12 protein-coding genes are annotated in these 15020 nt (G+C 60.6%); 2 read left to right on the top strand and 10 right to left on the bottom strand.

Annotated elements, in window-relative coordinates:
* Positions 1-17: 17 nt before the first annotated feature.
* The 8 genes from IC231_RS04760 to IC231_RS04725 form a co-directional block, all read right to left on the bottom strand.
* The gene (locus IC231_RS04760) at positions 18-1181 is read right to left on the bottom strand and encodes an efflux RND transporter periplasmic adaptor subunit (RefSeq protein WP_190783428.1); all 1164 of its coding nucleotides are present in this window, start codon (positions 1179-1181) and stop codon (positions 18-20) included.
* Positions 1182-1232: 51 nt separating this feature from the next.
* Positions 1233-1502 carry a hypothetical protein gene (locus IC231_RS04755; RefSeq protein WP_190783427.1) on the bottom strand — a complete coding sequence of 90 codons (270 nt, stop codon included), beginning with the start codon at positions 1500-1502 and terminating at the stop codon, positions 1233-1235.
* A gap of 94 nt (positions 1503-1596) precedes the next feature.
* Positions 1597-2985 (bottom strand): sensor histidine kinase, encoded by a 1389-nt coding sequence (locus IC231_RS04750; protein WP_190783426.1) that lies wholly within the window; start codon positions 2983-2985, stop codon positions 1597-1599.
* Complete coding sequence (locus tag IC231_RS04745) at positions 2985-3662, bottom strand: response regulator transcription factor (RefSeq protein ID WP_185888740.1); 678 nt, start codon at positions 3660-3662, stop codon at positions 2985-2987. The genes IC231_RS04750 and IC231_RS04745 overlap by 1 nt, the downstream gene beginning before the upstream one ends.
* 123 nt (positions 3663-3785) lie before the next feature.
* Positions 3786-4301 carry a hypothetical protein gene (locus IC231_RS04740; RefSeq protein ID WP_190783425.1) on the bottom strand — a complete coding sequence of 172 codons (516 nt, stop codon included), beginning with the start codon at positions 4299-4301 and terminating at the stop codon, positions 3786-3788.
* 42 nt (positions 4302-4343) lie between these two features.
* Entirely contained in the window at positions 4344-6380 is a 2037-nt protein-coding gene (uvrB, locus tag IC231_RS04735) for an excinuclease ABC subunit UvrB (protein WP_190783424.1), read from the bottom strand.
* A 229-nt stretch (positions 6381-6609) separates the two neighbouring features.
* On the bottom strand, positions 6610-8271 hold the full coding sequence (locus tag IC231_RS04730) for an outer membrane beta-barrel protein (RefSeq protein WP_190783423.1): 1662 nt from the start codon (positions 8269-8271) through the stop codon (positions 6610-6612).
* A complete protein-coding gene (locus IC231_RS04725; protein WP_211538856.1) occupies positions 8252-9007 on the bottom strand; it encodes an RNA polymerase sigma factor in 756 nt (251 codons plus the stop codon). Before IC231_RS04725 ends, IC231_RS04730 begins: the two co-directional genes overlap by 20 nt.
* Positions 9008-9288: 281 nt before the next feature.
* Here IC231_RS04725 and wrbA point away from each other — a divergent pair, with 281 nt between their 5' ends.
* Both wrbA and IC231_RS04715 read left to right on the top strand, forming a co-directional pair.
* Positions 9289-9903: an NAD(P)H:quinone oxidoreductase gene (gene wrbA / locus IC231_RS04720; RefSeq protein WP_190783422.1), complete on the top strand. Its 615-nt coding sequence runs from the start codon at positions 9289-9291 to the stop codon at positions 9901-9903.
* Positions 9904-10213: 310 nt separating this feature from the next.
* Positions 10214-12799 carry a TonB-dependent receptor domain-containing protein gene (locus IC231_RS04715; RefSeq protein ID WP_190783421.1) on the top strand — a complete coding sequence of 862 codons (2586 nt, stop codon included), beginning with the start codon at positions 10214-10216 and terminating at the stop codon, positions 12797-12799.
* 167 nt (positions 12800-12966) lie between these two features.
* Here the strand turns inward: IC231_RS04715 and IC231_RS04710 are convergent, their stop codons facing one another.
* Both IC231_RS04710 and IC231_RS04705 read right to left on the bottom strand, forming a co-directional pair.
* Positions 12967-13743, bottom strand: a complete 777-nt coding sequence (locus IC231_RS04710) for a LytR/AlgR family response regulator transcription factor (protein WP_190783420.1) — start codon at positions 13741-13743, stop codon at positions 12967-12969.
* 63 nt (positions 13744-13806) lie between these two features.
* Positions 13807-14919, bottom strand: coding sequence for a sensor histidine kinase (locus tag IC231_RS04705; RefSeq protein ID WP_190783419.1), 1113 nt, complete (start codon positions 14917-14919; stop codon positions 13807-13809).
* Positions 14920-15020: the final 101 nt, after the last annotated feature.

Genomic DNA, 15020 nt, shown 5'->3' with positions numbered 1-15020 from the left:
GGTTGGAGTCGTTGTCGTTAGTGCGCGTAAGCCAGCACCGAATCGGGCTGCACGAGGCGGGGCCGGATTTTCTGACCGTTTTTCAGGCCTGTAGTGCCTTCATACACGATTTTCTCGCCCGGTTTCAGCCCGTCCTTCACCACGTAGAAAAGACCGGTGCGGGTCTGGGGCTTGAAGTTGCGCATGTGCACCTGGTTGGCGCTGTCCACCACGTACACGTAGTTTTTGTCCTGGATTTCGAACACCGCTTTCTGCGGCACCAGCAGCGCCTCCGGCAGCTTGTTGGTAAGGCGAATCCGGCCCGAGGCGCCGTGCTTGAGCAGCTGCTTGGGGTTGTCGAAGCGGGCCCGGAAAGCCAGCGAGCCGGTGCTGGCGTTGAACTCGCTTTCGGTGGTTTCGATGTGGCCGGCCAGCGGGTAGAGCGAGCCGTCGGCCAGCGTCAGCGACACGGAGTCGGTGTGGCGCTCGGGGTGGCGCTGGCGGGCTTTCACATATTCTAGGTACTCGCCTTCGGCCACGTTGAAGTAGGCAAACACCGAGCGAAGGTCCGATACGGTGGTCAGGAGCGTGCCTTCCTCTACCATGCTGCCCACTTTCAACGGAATCCGGTCAATGATGCCATCAAACGGCGCTTTTACCAGCGTGAAGGACAGTTTGAGGCGAGCGGCGGCTTCCTGGGTGCGGGCATCGGCCACGCGGGCATCGGCATCCTTCACCTTGGTCTGGGAAAGCGCCAGCTCGGTTTTGGCAATAACGTTCTTGTCCACCAGCAGCTTCACCCGCTCCATTTCCAGGCGGGCAGCGCGGGCCTGCGCCTCCGCCCCCGATACCGTGGCGCGGGCCTGATTCAGCTGGTTCTGGTAGGCGCTGGCGTTGATGCGGAACAGCGGCTGCCCTTTCTTCACGGTCCGGCCCTCGTCTACATAGATATGCTCCAGAAAGCCGCCGACCTGGGCGCGTACTTCCACGTTGCGCACGGCCTGCACATCGGCCACATAATCATGAAACAGCTCCTGCTCCGAGAATTTGAGCGTAGTGACGGGCAGCATCGGGACGGCCTGTGTTGCGGCCGACTGGTCTTTGCCATCGGCAGTACAACCAGCCAGAAAAGCGGCTCCCAGTAGTGCAGGCAAGCCCTGGCGCAACGTGGCCGTAAGCGCAGGGAAGAAAGAAGAGTTCATGAAGCGGATGGATGAATGACAGACAGGAAGAGAAGGCAGCCAGCGGGCAGCTTAGGGGCCAATGAGGCCTGACGTGGTGGCTGTGGCCGCCGTGGACTGCAGCGTCAGCAGGACACTGTCCTGGCGCTGGTGCGAGGCCTGGCAGCGCGCCAGCAGACGCTGGGTCATGTGCAGCTCGGCCTCCGCTTCTGAAAGAGCGGCCGGCTCGGCTTCGGCTTCCGGGGTGCGGTAGAGCAGAAACGCGTTCAGCCCCACCGACAGCACAACGGCCAGGGTGAGGAGATAGAGCAGGAAACTGGTGGGCCGAGGCTCAGGGGTCATTGTGGAGCAGCTGATTTACCCCACAAAGGACCCTCCCCGACATTAAAACGAGATGAGAAGCGTATTAGAAGATATTAACGCCTGCTTCCAGTGCCTATATCAGCCCCTGCTTGGTCAGCGCCGGCAGCCACACGGTGGCGGTAGTGCCCTGCCCCACTGCCGACCTAAGCTCCAGCCGGCCACCGTGGCGCTGCACTATCTTCTGGGTGAGGGGCAAACCCAGGCCATATCCGGGCCGGTTGATGGCGCCGGAAGTCCGGTACAGAGGCTCGTAAATACGCTTCAGCTCCTCCGGCGTAAGGCCGGGTCCGGTATCGGTAATGCGGACCCGTAGCGTGTGGGCGGCGTCATAAGCCAGTTCCGCCTGCACGGCTCCCGCCGAGTACTTGCAGGCATTATCGAGCAGGTTGAGTAGGGCCGTGGTCAGCAGTTGCGCGTTGCCAGGCACCATAAACACGTCGGTTTCCTCAGCTTCAGGCAACTCTCCGAAAACCAGGCGCAGTTCGCGCCCCGGATACTTCGCGCGAGCATAGTCCAGGGCTTGGCTCAGGCATTCATCTAGGCGCACGGGCACGAAAGCCGGTAGGGCACCATCTACTTTCACCAGCGCCAGCAAACTATTGGTGAGGCCGTGGAGGTGGCGGGCGGCATCCAGGCTTTCGGTCATGCTCTGGCGCGCATCTTCCAGCGTCTGGTCGTAGGTGAGGGCCGTTTCCAGGGTACCCATCAGGGTGGTGAGCGGAGTGCGCAACTCGTGGGAAGCGTGTGACAGGAAGCTTCTCTGCGACTCAAACGCCTGCTCCAGTCCCGTCAGCATGACGTTGAAGGTCATAGCCAGCTGCGCCATTTCGTCGCGGCGGTTGCCCTCATGCAGTCGGCGCCCCAAGTTGGAGGCCGAAATACGCTCGGCCTGCCGGATAATGCGGGCTACCGGCCGCAATGCTGAGCCCGCAAAGTACCAGCCGGCCAGAATAGTAAGGGCCAGCGCGCCCACATTGCCTACCAGCAGCAGAATCCGAACCCGGTTGAGCTGCGCCCAGCCCAGCCTATCTACCGCCGACACAAAAATGTGGTAGTACTTCCCCTGATACTCATAGGCCATGCCAATTGCCTCCCGGTTGAGCCCAATCGTAAACAGCAACGGCTGCCTTGGCTTCAGGCGATTCAGCCGAAGCTGATTGGGTGCTTGGTCAATGTCATCGGAACTGCTGTAGCGCAGGTCCGCCGCCGGGCCATAAATGCTGATTTGCTCCCCAGGAATTGTGATTAAGTCGCCGCGCCGGATACTGCCCAGATTGCCTGTTGCCAGTTTGCCCGTGCGCACCAGCAGCCGCCCCGACAACGTAGCGGCGTTTTCCAGCCGGTGCTCGAAACGCTGCCGGCGCGTGGTGGCGTAGAAGTAGTAGATAAACGCCGAAAAGCTCACCTGAATGGCCAGCACCAGCAGCGTAAAGCGCAGCATCAGCTTGTTGCGAATCAGCATCAGCCTTCCCGCATTACGTAGCCCATGCCCACCACCGTATGAATCAGCTTGGGCGAGAAGTCCCGGTCCAGCTTCTTGCGCAAGTAGCTCACGTACACGTCAATGACGTTGGTACTGGTGTCGAAATCCAACTCCCAGACCCGCTCGGCAATATCTACGCGGCTCACAATTTTACCCCGGTTCAGCAGCAGATGCTCCAGCAGCGCATATTCCCGCGTCGTCAGGTCGATGCGCTGGCCGTTGCGGGTCACGATTTTGGAGTCGAGGTTCAACTCCAGGTCGGCCATGCGCAGGGCCTGCCGGTTGGGCTCGTTGGCGGAGGCACGCTTGGTGAGGGCACGGGCACGCAGTAGCAACTCCTTAAAGGCAAACGGCTTGGCCAGGTAGTCATCGGCGCCGGCCTCAAAGCCCGTCACTTTATCGTCCAGCGAGTCGAGGGCCGTGAGCAGCAGGATGGGCACCTGCCGGTCGGTTTCCCGGATGCGGCGGCACAGCTCGAAACCGTTCAGGTACGGCAGGTTCACGTCCAGAATCACTAGATCATAGGGTTGCTGCTGAAACAGCGAGTCGCCCATGCGGCCGTCGTAGCCGATGGTCAACTCGTAGCCTTCATGCTCAAATCCTTTTTTCACGAACGAGGCCAGCTTGGGCTCGTCCTCAACCAGCAGTATTTTCATAGAAGCCCCGACAACATAGCTCCCCAAAGTACGCCAACCAGCCGGCAATGGCTGCAACGCCCGAGGCAGAGACGCAAAAAGCCCCAGCGGGCAGCTGGGGCTTCATTTCCTGTTCAGGCTATTCTACTTCTTCTTACGAAGTAGATACACCAAGCCGCCGTTTTCGAGGGAAGCCATCTGCGTTACTTCCCATCCCTCTTCTGCGGTGCTATTCAGCGCGTCACTCAGTTGCTGCGTAGTGGCCGCTACATGCCGATTCATCATTGCCGTGATGGATGCCATCTGGGCTTTATGCTCTGCAGCCTCCTGCTTATGCTGCTGCTCTAGCTGCGCTGCCGTTTGCAGCTGACCATCTACAAAGTTTCCTTCACTGGTAGTTACGGTAGTCGTGGTTGTGCCGCTGCTTGCAGAGAAAGAAGCAATGGGACTCAGCATTTTAGTGTACTCGTCCGGCACCATTTCTATTTCGGCTTTCCCCTTGAAAGCTGGGCTAAACCGCAGAATAGGCCCAACCACTGTCTTAGGACCGTAGTAGAATACCTGCATGTAGGTGTAGCGCTGTACACAGGCAGTGGTCAACTGCGACAAGCTGAGCAGCAAAACAAATGCACTGAGTAGCCGGAGCGAAATACGATACATGTGCTAAAAGATAGACGTGATGAGCCCCTGAAGCTAGAGCTTTTACTCGCGCTTTGTCTTGAGCACCTGCTTCAGAGCGGCCAGCTCGTCGCGGAGCTTGGCGGCCGTGAGGAAGTCGAGGTCCTTAGCAGCGGCTTCCATCTGCTTTTCGGTTTGCTTGATGAGCTTTTCCAGGTCGGTACGGTTCATCATGGCCACTACCGGCTCGGCGGCAATGGCTAGGCCACCATCGGCCTCCGGGCCCACGTACTCCGTGTTATCCTGGATTCGGTAGTCCGAGAGTGAGGTTTGACCCATGATTTCGGCGTGGCTCTTGCGCACGGTGCGCGGCGTGATGCCGTGCTCCTGGTTATAGGCCAGCTGCGTAGCGCGGCGGCGGTTCGTCTCATCAATAGCGCGCTGCATGGAGCCCGTCATCCGGTCGGCGTACATAATGACTTTGCCACGGTCGTTTCGGGCGGCGCGGCCCATCGTCTGGATCAGGCTGCGCTGGTCGCGCAGGAAGCCTTCTTTATCGGCATCCAGAATGGCCACCAGGCTTACTTCGGGCAAGTCGAGGCCTTCGCGCAGCAGGTTTACGCCAATCAGCACGTCGATTTCGCCGAGGCGCAGCTGGCGCAGGATTTCCACCCGGTCCAGGGTTTTCACGTCGGAATGCACGTAGCTCGACTTGATGCCGAGGCGCTCCATGTATTTCTGCAGCTCTTCGGCCATGCGCTTGGTAAGCGTGGTCACGAGCACCCGGTCGCCCATTTTCACGCGGTTGTCCACTTCGTCCAGCAGGTCGTCAATCTGGTTGGTGCTGGGGCGCAGGTCGATTTCGGGGTCGAGCAGGCCGGTGGGACGGATAATCTGCTCCACGATGATGCCGTTGGCCTGCGTCAGCTCGTAGTCGGCCGGCGTCGCGGAAACGTATACGGCCTGCTGAAACATGCTCTCAAACTCGTTGAAAGTCAGCGGACGGTTATCAAAGGCCGAAGGCAGCCGGAAACCGTACTCGATGAGGGCCGTTTTGCGGCTTCGGTCGCCGCCCCACATGGCCCGGATCTGGGGCATGGTGGCGTGGCTTTCGTCTACTACCAGCAGGTAGTCGTTGGGGAAATAGTCGAGCAGGCAGAACGGGCGGCTGCCGGGCTGGCGGCCATCGAAGTAGCGCGAGTAGTTCTCGATGCCGGAGCAGTAGCCCAGCTCCCGGATCATCTCCAGGTCGAACTCGGTGCGCTCCATGATGCGCTTGGCCTCCGAGTCGCGGCCTTCCTTCTCGAAGTAGGCGTGCTGCTGCACCAGGTCGAACTGAATTTCCTTGATGGCCTGGTTGAGCGTGTCTTTGCCGGTCACGAACAACTGCGCCGGGTAGAGCGTCACCGATTTTTCGTCGGCCAGCTTCTTGCCGCTCTGCGGGTCGATGCGGTGAATGGCCTCAATTTCGTCGCCAAAAAAGAAGATGCGGTAGGCGTAGTCGGCGTAGGCCGGAAATACGTCCACGGTGTCGCCTTTCACCCGGAAGCTGCCGCGCGTGAATTCCATTTCGGTGCGCGAATACAGAATCTGGACGAACTGGTAGAGTAGGTTGTTGCGTGAGTACCGCAGGCCGGGGGCCATGTAAATCACGTTTTTGCTGAATTCCTCGGGGTTGCCGATGCCGTAGATGCACGACACCGACGCAATAACAATCACGTCGCGGCGGCCCGAAAGCAGCGTGGACGTGGTGTGTAGCCGCAGCTTCTCGATTTCCTGGTTGATGGCCAGGTCTTTCTCGATAAACACATCGGTGCTGGCAATGTAGGCCTCGGGCTGATAGTAGTCGTAGTAGCTGATGTAGTACTCGACGGCGTTGTTGGGAAAGAACTGCTTGAACTCGCCGTAGAGCTGCGCGGCCAGGGTTTTGTTGTGGCAAAGCACCAGGGCCGGCTTGCCGGTTTCGGCAATAACGTTGGCCATGGTGAAGGTTTTGCCCGTGCCCGTGGCCCCCAGCAGCACCTGTGCCGGCTCGCCATTGTTGATGCCCTGCACCAGTTGGGCAATGGCTTTGGGCTGGTCGCCGGTGGGCTTGAATTCCGAGGTGAGTTGATACTTCATGCAGCGAGAAAATGGGAAGCCAGCAGGGCTGGCAGCCGGCAGAAAAGCCAGCCTATGATAACTGTATTAGCAAAGTGTAGGTTTCCCGGGAAACAAAAAAACCTGTCCGGCGAGCGAACAGGTTTTTGAAGCAGAAGCTACACGTCTTGGTACCGGCGCGAAGCTTTCTGTAGCTCAATCAACATCGGCAACAGAGGAGAGAAGAAGTGTTTCGATAGATATCCGATTGTTAACGACGAGCTACCGGTGCGGCTTTTACGTTGCCAAACTCCACACTGGCTTCCATTCCAATAGCATAGGGACGGTTCTGGCGCAACATGCTTTGAGTTGGATTGGCATTCAGCGTAGTCAGGCCGGCTTCCAGATCGGGGCCCAGTGCCAGACTCCAGGAAGCCGTAGCCGGCTGAAACCGGACGCCCGCTCCGCTGTGCAGCGAGGCCAGCACCTTGCGGTACGGCGAGTCGGAGGAAGCCAGGGAGTAGACGCGGGTAGCTTCGGGCACTCCTTCCAGCTCGGTGCGGGAGCCCAGCAGCACGTTTACGGCGGCACCCAGCTTGGCATAAACCGACCAGCCTTGCTTGGCATTAGTATTATAGCGGACGCTCACGGGCAGGCTGGCAGTGCGGTAGCGGTAGTTTACGTTGCGCACCGGCATATCGTAGCGCGGCGGAATGTTGGCCCCCACCGAAGGCATCGGCGCATAGAAGGCGGCGGCCGTCGACTTGCCGTCCAGGAAATACCAGGAAGTACCGGAGGAAGCCTCTTGCTGCGCGATGGCCAACCCGGCGGCTACCGACCAATTGTCGTTGAGCGTGTAGTCGGCCGTGAGTGAAACCCGCTGCCCCAGGCCGGCCTGCAGCTTGTCGCGGTATTCTTCGGCGGCAGCTTCGTAGGCATCACCGGATGACTTTATCGACGCAAAATCAGCGTAGCTCACAGAAGGAGAAGTAGCGCTGCCCTGAGCGAAATTGATGTTGGGGTTGAAGGCAGAGGCCGCATAAGCGGCATTAAACTTCCAACGGCGTGGTTTGGCCGTCTTCGGCTCGTCGTCCTCGTGCTGGGTGGGTTCCTCAGAGTCGGTGGCGGCCAGCAAACCTGCTGCCTGCGGAACTGCCGGCAGCGTTTCGGGGCGGCCAAAGCCAGCCACACTGCCTGGTAGTCGTACGGCACGAGTCAGCAGGGCATCGGCGCCTGTTGCGGGCGAAATTCCAGCCGTAGTAAAGGCAGCTATGCCAGCGGCAGCAGGAGCAGCCGTCAGGCTATAGCCATCCTGCAGCAGCGACGAGCCCAGTGCCGCGGAGGTGCCGCGCTGCCCACCGTTCAGGCCCAGGCTACGCTCCCCGTTATCGGCAGCCGTGTTGCCGCGGCTCTGCCCCAGGCCCAGCAGGTCCCGTACGGAGCTGCGCAGCCCCGCAGCAGTAGCCAGGGCGGTTTCGGGGGCGCCGGCAGCTGGCCGGGTCGTGGCCGTTACGGCCGTAGCAGCAGCCATATCTTCCCCGCTGACACCAGCAGCGCTGCGGCGGGCAGCCAGGCCAGGGGCAGAGTAGAAGCCAACCGACGAACCGGCGGAAGCTGAGCTACCAGCCGACGTGGTTGCGCTGCTGGTAGTGGCCATGCCCGTTTGGCTATCTGGAGCAGTAGCATTGGGTTGAATGCTGAGCCAGGTGCCGCCGCCAGCCAACAGCAGCAACGATGCTGCCGCTGCCCAGCGGTAGCTCAGCAGACGGCGGCGGTAGTTTTCGTTTTGCTGAACCAGCAGCTCATGGTCGAGCTGCTCCCAGAGGCTGGCGCGCGGGGCTACCTCGGCCTCCGCGAACTTCTGCCGAAACAGATGTTCCAGGTCGCCGGTGGGCCGGGGGTCGTTGGTGTTATTAGGAGCGGAAGTAGCCATGCTTGGATTGCGCGTCGAGACGTTCGACTTTAGACTTCAAAATTGCCCGTGCCCGGGAGTACTGTGATTTGCTGGTGCCTTCGGAAATACCCAGCATTTCGCCGATTTCCTTGTGGCCATACCCTTCAATAGCGAAAAGGTTGAACACCATCCGGTAGCGCGGGGCCAGCTCCTGCACCATGTTCATCAGGTCTTCGAACCCGTAATTGGAAAGCGTGAACTCCTCCCCGGCCAGCTCCTCGGGGTATTCGCCTTCACTGACTGCTACCAGCGGAGCATTGCGGCGGTGCTGGCGCAAAGCGGCATTCACCATGATACGGCGAATCCAGAATTCGAGCGGACATTCGCGGCGGAAGCTGCTCAGGTTGCGAAACACCGTGATAAAGCCTTCCTGCAGCACATCTTCGGCCTCAAAGGTGGTTTGGGCGTAGCGCAGGCATACGGCCATCATGCGGCCCGCAAACCGTTCATACAGATACTTCTGCATGAGGCGGCTGCCGGCCAGGCAGCCGTCTATCAGCTCGGCCTCGCTTAGTTGGGAAGACGGAAGGAGAGGGCGCACAGCAGGAGTTGGCGGTGTAATAGCTTCGGACGAAGCCGGCGTACCGGCCAATAGCCCCCGCAGCCCGTTCATGGGCCGCAGTGCCGACGATAAGGCACTCACCGCGCTGTCCGGGCTGCGGCGCCGGAGCCGTGCGTCGGGGCGGACGGGCCCTGGGGAAGGGGCTGCGCGCACAGAATAGACCTAGGATACATAGTCAGGAAAGGAAGTCGGGAAAGATAACACGCCGGGGTGTGAAGCCGGCTACACCAACAAGAGCTTCCACCTGCCGCCAAGGGTTGCACGCATTATAGCTACGCACTGAAAAAATCCGACGCGGTGCTGCCAGCCCCTGGCAAGCCAGGAGCTGACGGCCTTCGTGTAGCTACACACATCCCCTTATTTTGTATGCACCCTATCCGGCCGGACTAGCGTATGCCTTTGACTTGCCTTTGTCTACCCTAACCCGCATACCCATGAAAACCCTGGTTCTGTTTTACTCCACCTATGGCCACATCTATAAAATGGCCGAAGCGGTAGCCGAAGGTGCCCGCGAAGTAGAAGGCAATGAAGTGACCATTAAGCAGGTGCCCGAAACCCTGCCGAAAGAGCTGCTGGACCAGATCGGGGCCACGGAAGCACAGAAAGCATTCGGGCACATTCCGGTTGCCAAACCCGAAGAGCTGGCCGACTACGACGCTATTATAGTCGGCGTTCCGACCCGCTACGGCAACATGTGCGGCCAGATGCAGGCGTTCTGGGACTCTACCGGCGGACTGTGGGCCAAGGGAGCACTGGTGGGGAAAGTAGGCGGGGCATTTGTGAGCACTGCCACCCAGCACGGCGGCCAGGAAACCACCATCCGGGCCGTGCATACCATGCAGCTGCACCACGGCTTTGTGCTGGTGGGCTTGCCCTACGCTTGGCAGGGCCAGATGGGCCACCACGAAGTAACGGGCGGCACTCCCTATGGCGCCAGCACCGTGGCCGGCGGACAGGGCGAACGGCAGCCCAGCGGCAACGACTTGGAAGGAGCCCGCTACCAGGGCCGCCACACTGCGGAAATAGCAAAAAAACTTGCTTTAAAATAATATTCAGTGTGGGTTTGGCAGGTTTTTCTTACGTTTACCGCCAGAAATACAGCACTTATCCCGCACACCTCTGCAACAACTACCAGCCGCCTCTCATCAGGTGGCTGGTTTTTTTTGCCCCTACCCCACCACAAATGCGTGCAACCCACGCCGGGCCGGGTACGACACTGCCTCAACCTTCTTTGCTCCGTTCAGTCGGCTCCGTCAACGGTTCACCCCGGTTCTGCGACGGTTCGGCAGATTTCGCTTTCAGCGCTCCGTGATAATTCGTCCCTTTGCACAGTTCCCAGCTCTTTCTTTATCCCTACCGATGAAAAACCTATACCTCCCGCTGTATCTATCGGGGCTGCTTGCAGTGCCGGCTATGGCCCAGACCCCTGTCACACCGGGGGCACCAGCGGGTCAGCGGCCTGCTTTGGCTCCCGGCCAGGCACCTACTACACGCCTGAGCCTGCCGGAAACGCCCAAGGGCAACGGCCGCATTACGGGTACTGTGCTGGATGCTACTACCAAAAAACCCGTGGAATTTGCCACGGTGGCCCTCCTGCCAGCTACCGGTGAGCGGCCCCTAGATGGAACGGCTGCCGATGAGCGAGGCCGGTTTGTACTGAAAGGCGTGGCGGCCGGCGCTTACCGCGTGCAGGTGACCTTTGTGGGCTACGGCGCACAGGTGCAGAATGTAACTGTGGCAGACGGCACCGTGGATATGGGCAGTGTACTGCTGACCGCCACGGCCCAGAAGCTGGGTGAGGTAACCGTGACCGGCGAGAAAGATGTGGTGGAAACCAAGCCCGACCGTATCGTGTACAACGCCGACCGGGACCTGACCAACACGGGTGGTACCGCCGCCGACGTGCTGCGCAAAGTGCCCCTCGTGAACGTAGACCCCGACGGCAACGTGGAACTGCGCGGCACCAGCAATGTGCGCGTACTCATCAACAACAAGCCTTCGGGTATTGTGGCCTCGTCGGTGGCCGATGCCATGAAGCAGATTCCGGCCGATCAGATTAAAACCGTGGAGGTGATTACGACGCCCTCGGCCAAGTACGACGCGGAAGGCACGGGCGGCATCATCAACATCACGCTCAAGAAGAACAACCTGGAAGGCACCAACGGCAGCGTGGGTGTGGCCGGTGGCACGCGCAGCTCCAACGCCAACGCCTCGCTAAACGTGCGGCGCGGCAAAATCGGCATCAACAGCTCGGCCAGCGGCTTCATGTTCTATAGCCCCAACCGCAACGACCTGACCCGCAGTATTCGCAACGAGCAGGGACTGTTTGAGCAGTCGTTGCGGCAGGAAGGCGACGGATTCACGCTGGGCGGCGGCGGCTTCGGGCGCCTGGGCTTCGATTTCGACCCCAACAAATACAACAACTTCAACCTGAGCGTGCAGGGCAGCCTGTTTCGCAACAAAGGCGACTACGACCAGTTCAACCAGCCCATCAACATCCCGGCGTTTACCCGCTCTACCGACCGCAACTTTCGGACGCAGAGCTACGACGTGAGCGGCTCCTATACGCGCACCTTCGAGGGCAAGCCCAAGCGCGAGTGGAGCGTGCTGGGCCAGCACACCCGCAACCGCAACACCCAGCGCTACGACCTGGACCAGTTTCCGGAGCGTGCTACGGCAGGCGAGAAAACCTACCGTGAAGGCAGCGACAACCTCAGCCGCAACCTTGAAACCACGCTCCAGACCGACTATACGCACCCGCTTTCGGAAACCGCTACCCTGGAAACCGGTGCTAAAGGCATTCTGCGCCGCGTGAGCAGCGACTACGACGTGCAGATAGACCCAACCGGCAACAGCCAACTGGTGCGCAGCGCCGCCCGGTCCAACACGTTCGACTACAGCCAGAATGTGCTGTCGGCGTATGGCACGTATGGGTTCAGCCTGAGCAAGAAGGTGAGCACGCGCCTGGGAGCCCGCCTGGAGCACACCGACATTGAAGGCAACTTTGAGCAGGGCGAAACCAGCACGTTCACGCAGAACTACACCAACCTGCTGCCCAACCTGAGCCTGAGCTACCAGCCTGGCAAACCCGGCCAGACAGTACGCTTGGCGTATTCGCGCCGCATTCAGCGCCCCCAGATTTTCTACCTGAACCCGTTCATCAACGCCTCCGACTCGCTCAACATCAGCTACGGTAACCCGCGCCTGAACCCCGAGTTTACGGACAGCTACGAGCTGAATTACACTACTTTCGTCAAAGGCACGGTGATTAACGGCTCGGCCTACGTGCGGCGCACCGGCAACGCCATCGAAACGGTGCGCTTCGTGGATGACAACGGCGTACAGAACCAGACCTTCCGCAACATCGGGCGCAATGCTACCTACGGGGTGAGTTTGTTTGGCTCGGTGAAGCCGACACCGAAGTGGGACCTGAGCGGCAACCTCAACTTCTACTACGTGACGCTGCGCAGCCCGGCCCTGGACCTGACCGGTGCGGCCCTCGACAACAGCGGGCTGATGTATAACCTTAATATCAACTCCAGCTACAAGTTCGCCAAGTTTGATGATGCCGATGCGCCGGCGTGGCGGCGCGGCCTGACGCTGCAGTTTTTCGGGGGTCTCAACTCGCCCCGGATTCAGCTGCAGGGCCGGCAGGCCGCCTGGACGTTCTACTCCATGGGCCTGCGCAAGAGCCTGCTCCAGGACAAAGCCGACCTTACCCTCAATGCCGACAACTTCTTGCAGGCTACGCGCAACCTGAACACGATTCTGGAAACGCCGCAGTTCACGCAGGAAAGCAACAACTACATCTACATGCGCGGGGTGCGGCTGGCCTTCAACTACCGCTTCGGCAAGGTGTCGGCGCAGCCGCAGAAGCGGCGCAAAGGCATCCAGAACGACGACACCAAACAGGGTGAAGGAGGCCAAGGCCAGGGGCAGCAGTAGTAAGTCAGTGGAGTGATGAATTTGTGGGCTGGTGGATTAAGCATCTGTCATCCTGAGCCTGCGAAGGACCTTACCACGCTGGATTACCCACAGCCGGGCAGTTCTGACGTAATAAGGTCCTTCGCAGGCTCAGGATGACAGATGCTTTTTTTCTACCACTCCACCACTCAGAGCCGGCCGTGGTAGCGCAGCAGCTCCAGAAAAGGCTCCCGGTACGTTTCGCCGATGGGCAGCATAGTGCCCTGCACCTGCACGCGCCCACGCTCTACATATTCGAGGTGGCGCAGGCTGATGAGATACGACCGATGAATGCGCGCAAAGCGGCCCGGTGGCAGTAGCTCCTCCAACCGCCGAAACGACTGCAGCGTCAGGATTTTGCCGTTGGCAGTATAAAGCATCAGATATTCCTTCTGGCCTTCCACGTAAAGGATATCGGCCACGGGCACACGGCGCAGGCGGTTGTCGTGGCGCACAAACAGGGCTTCGTCGGCACCTTCCGGCGCGGTTTCGGGGGGTGTGGCAGTAGCCGTGGCGGTAGCAGCAGCGGCCGGCTGGCCGAGGGCGGCACGGGCACGGTGTGCCGCCTGCACAAACCGCTCAAACGAAATGGGCTTCAGCAGATAGTCCAGGGCCGGCAGCTCGTAGCTCTGCACCGCGTAGTTGGCGTGGGCTGTGGTAAAGATGATGCGCGGACCCGGCGCGGGTAGCAATTGTGCCAGCTGCAGGCCCGTGAGGCGCGGCATATGAATGTCGAGAAACACGACGTCCACCGGATGATCCTGCAGGAAAGCTACGGCCGCCAGCGCATCATGAAATCGGCCTTTCAGTTCCAGAAACGGCACCTGGGCGCAGTATTCGGCCAGCACATCCAGGGCCAAATGCTCGTCATCGACGAGGACACACGTGAGCGGACGGCGGGTAGCGGCTGGGAGAAGTTGTTCCATAATCGGATGTGCAGCGTGGCTCCGGCTTTGGGCTGGAGCTTTTTCGGAAACCAGGCCCAAGGATCAGGCTGGCCGGAGTGTGAGCGTAACGTAGTATTCCGTCTGGTTTTGTATCACAGACAGCGTATGGCGGCCGGGATAGAGCAGGGCCAGCCGCCGCCGCAGATTCGTGAGGCCCATGCCACCGGCTTCTTCCAATGTCGGGCCGCCGCCTTCCGCCACCTGGTTGCGGACGCTGAAACGCAGATGACCCGATTCTTCCAGCTGGAGCGCCAGCTGGGCTACGTGGGGCCGCGCGGCCAGGTCGCCGTGCTTGAAGGCGTTTTCGACCAGCGGCAGCAGCAGCATCGGCGGCAACTGGTAGGCGTACTCGGCGCCGGGCGGCAGCAGCACCGTCAGCTGGATGGCCTCGTCGGCTACGTCGGGGGGCAGGCGCAGCAGCTGCAGATCCAGGAAGCCGCGCAGGTGGCTGATTTCGCGGGCCAGTGGCACCAGGTCGGCGGCACTGTCGTAGAGCTGGTAGCGCATCAGTTCGGCCAGGCGCAGCACCGCCTGCGGGGCCTGGGCCGAGCGGTTGAGGGTGAGCGAGTAGATGTTGTTGAGCGTGTTGAACAGGAAATGCGGGTGCAGCTGCGTTTTGAGCAGGGCCAGCTCGGTGCGCAGGTGTTGCTGCTCCAGCTCCCGCCGGTTTTCCCGCTCGCGCAGAAAGTCGCCGGCCAGCCGCAGAAAGAAGCTCAGCAGCAGAATCAGGCCGCCCAGCAGCAGGTAGTAGGCCTGCAGCACCTGCACGTAGAACGCCACCGGCTGCGACACTCCGTCGCGCTTCACTTCTTCCAGCAGCACGCTCAGCCCGATGCGCAGCGCCACAAACCCCAGCAGGCCCGCCAGCAGCACCCCGCCATACGCCAGCAGCCGGTGCCGCACAAACAGGCGCGGCATCAGCCACCAGTTCAGATAGAACAGGCCCGAGTCGAGCAGATCGGTGAGCAGCGCATTCACCCAGAAATGCTCTTCCAGCGCGGGCAGCAAGGGCCCTACGCGCAGCAGCCGCAGCTGCACATCGAAGTACAGCAGCAGGGCCAGCCACGCCAGGTGTGGCCACGGTAGTCGTTTCAGAAACGGAGGAAGCCACACCCGGGGCCGGAGCGGGCGAGCAGCAGAAGAAAGTACAGGCATACAGATACGGCGGACTCGGGGCCCGCCTGAAGCTGCCAAAATAGCGAATTGGCCGGCAGCCACTCCCCTGTTTTCAACTACCACCGGTGCGGGCTCTACCA

The sequence above is a fragment of the Hymenobacter duratus genome, assembly GCF_014698995.1.
Taxonomy (GTDB): Bacteria; Bacteroidota; Bacteroidia; order Cytophagales; family Hymenobacteraceae; genus Hymenobacter; species Hymenobacter duratus.
The sequence above is the reverse complement of the archived record's forward strand: the minus strand, read 5'-3'. Positions and strand labels throughout refer to the sequence as shown.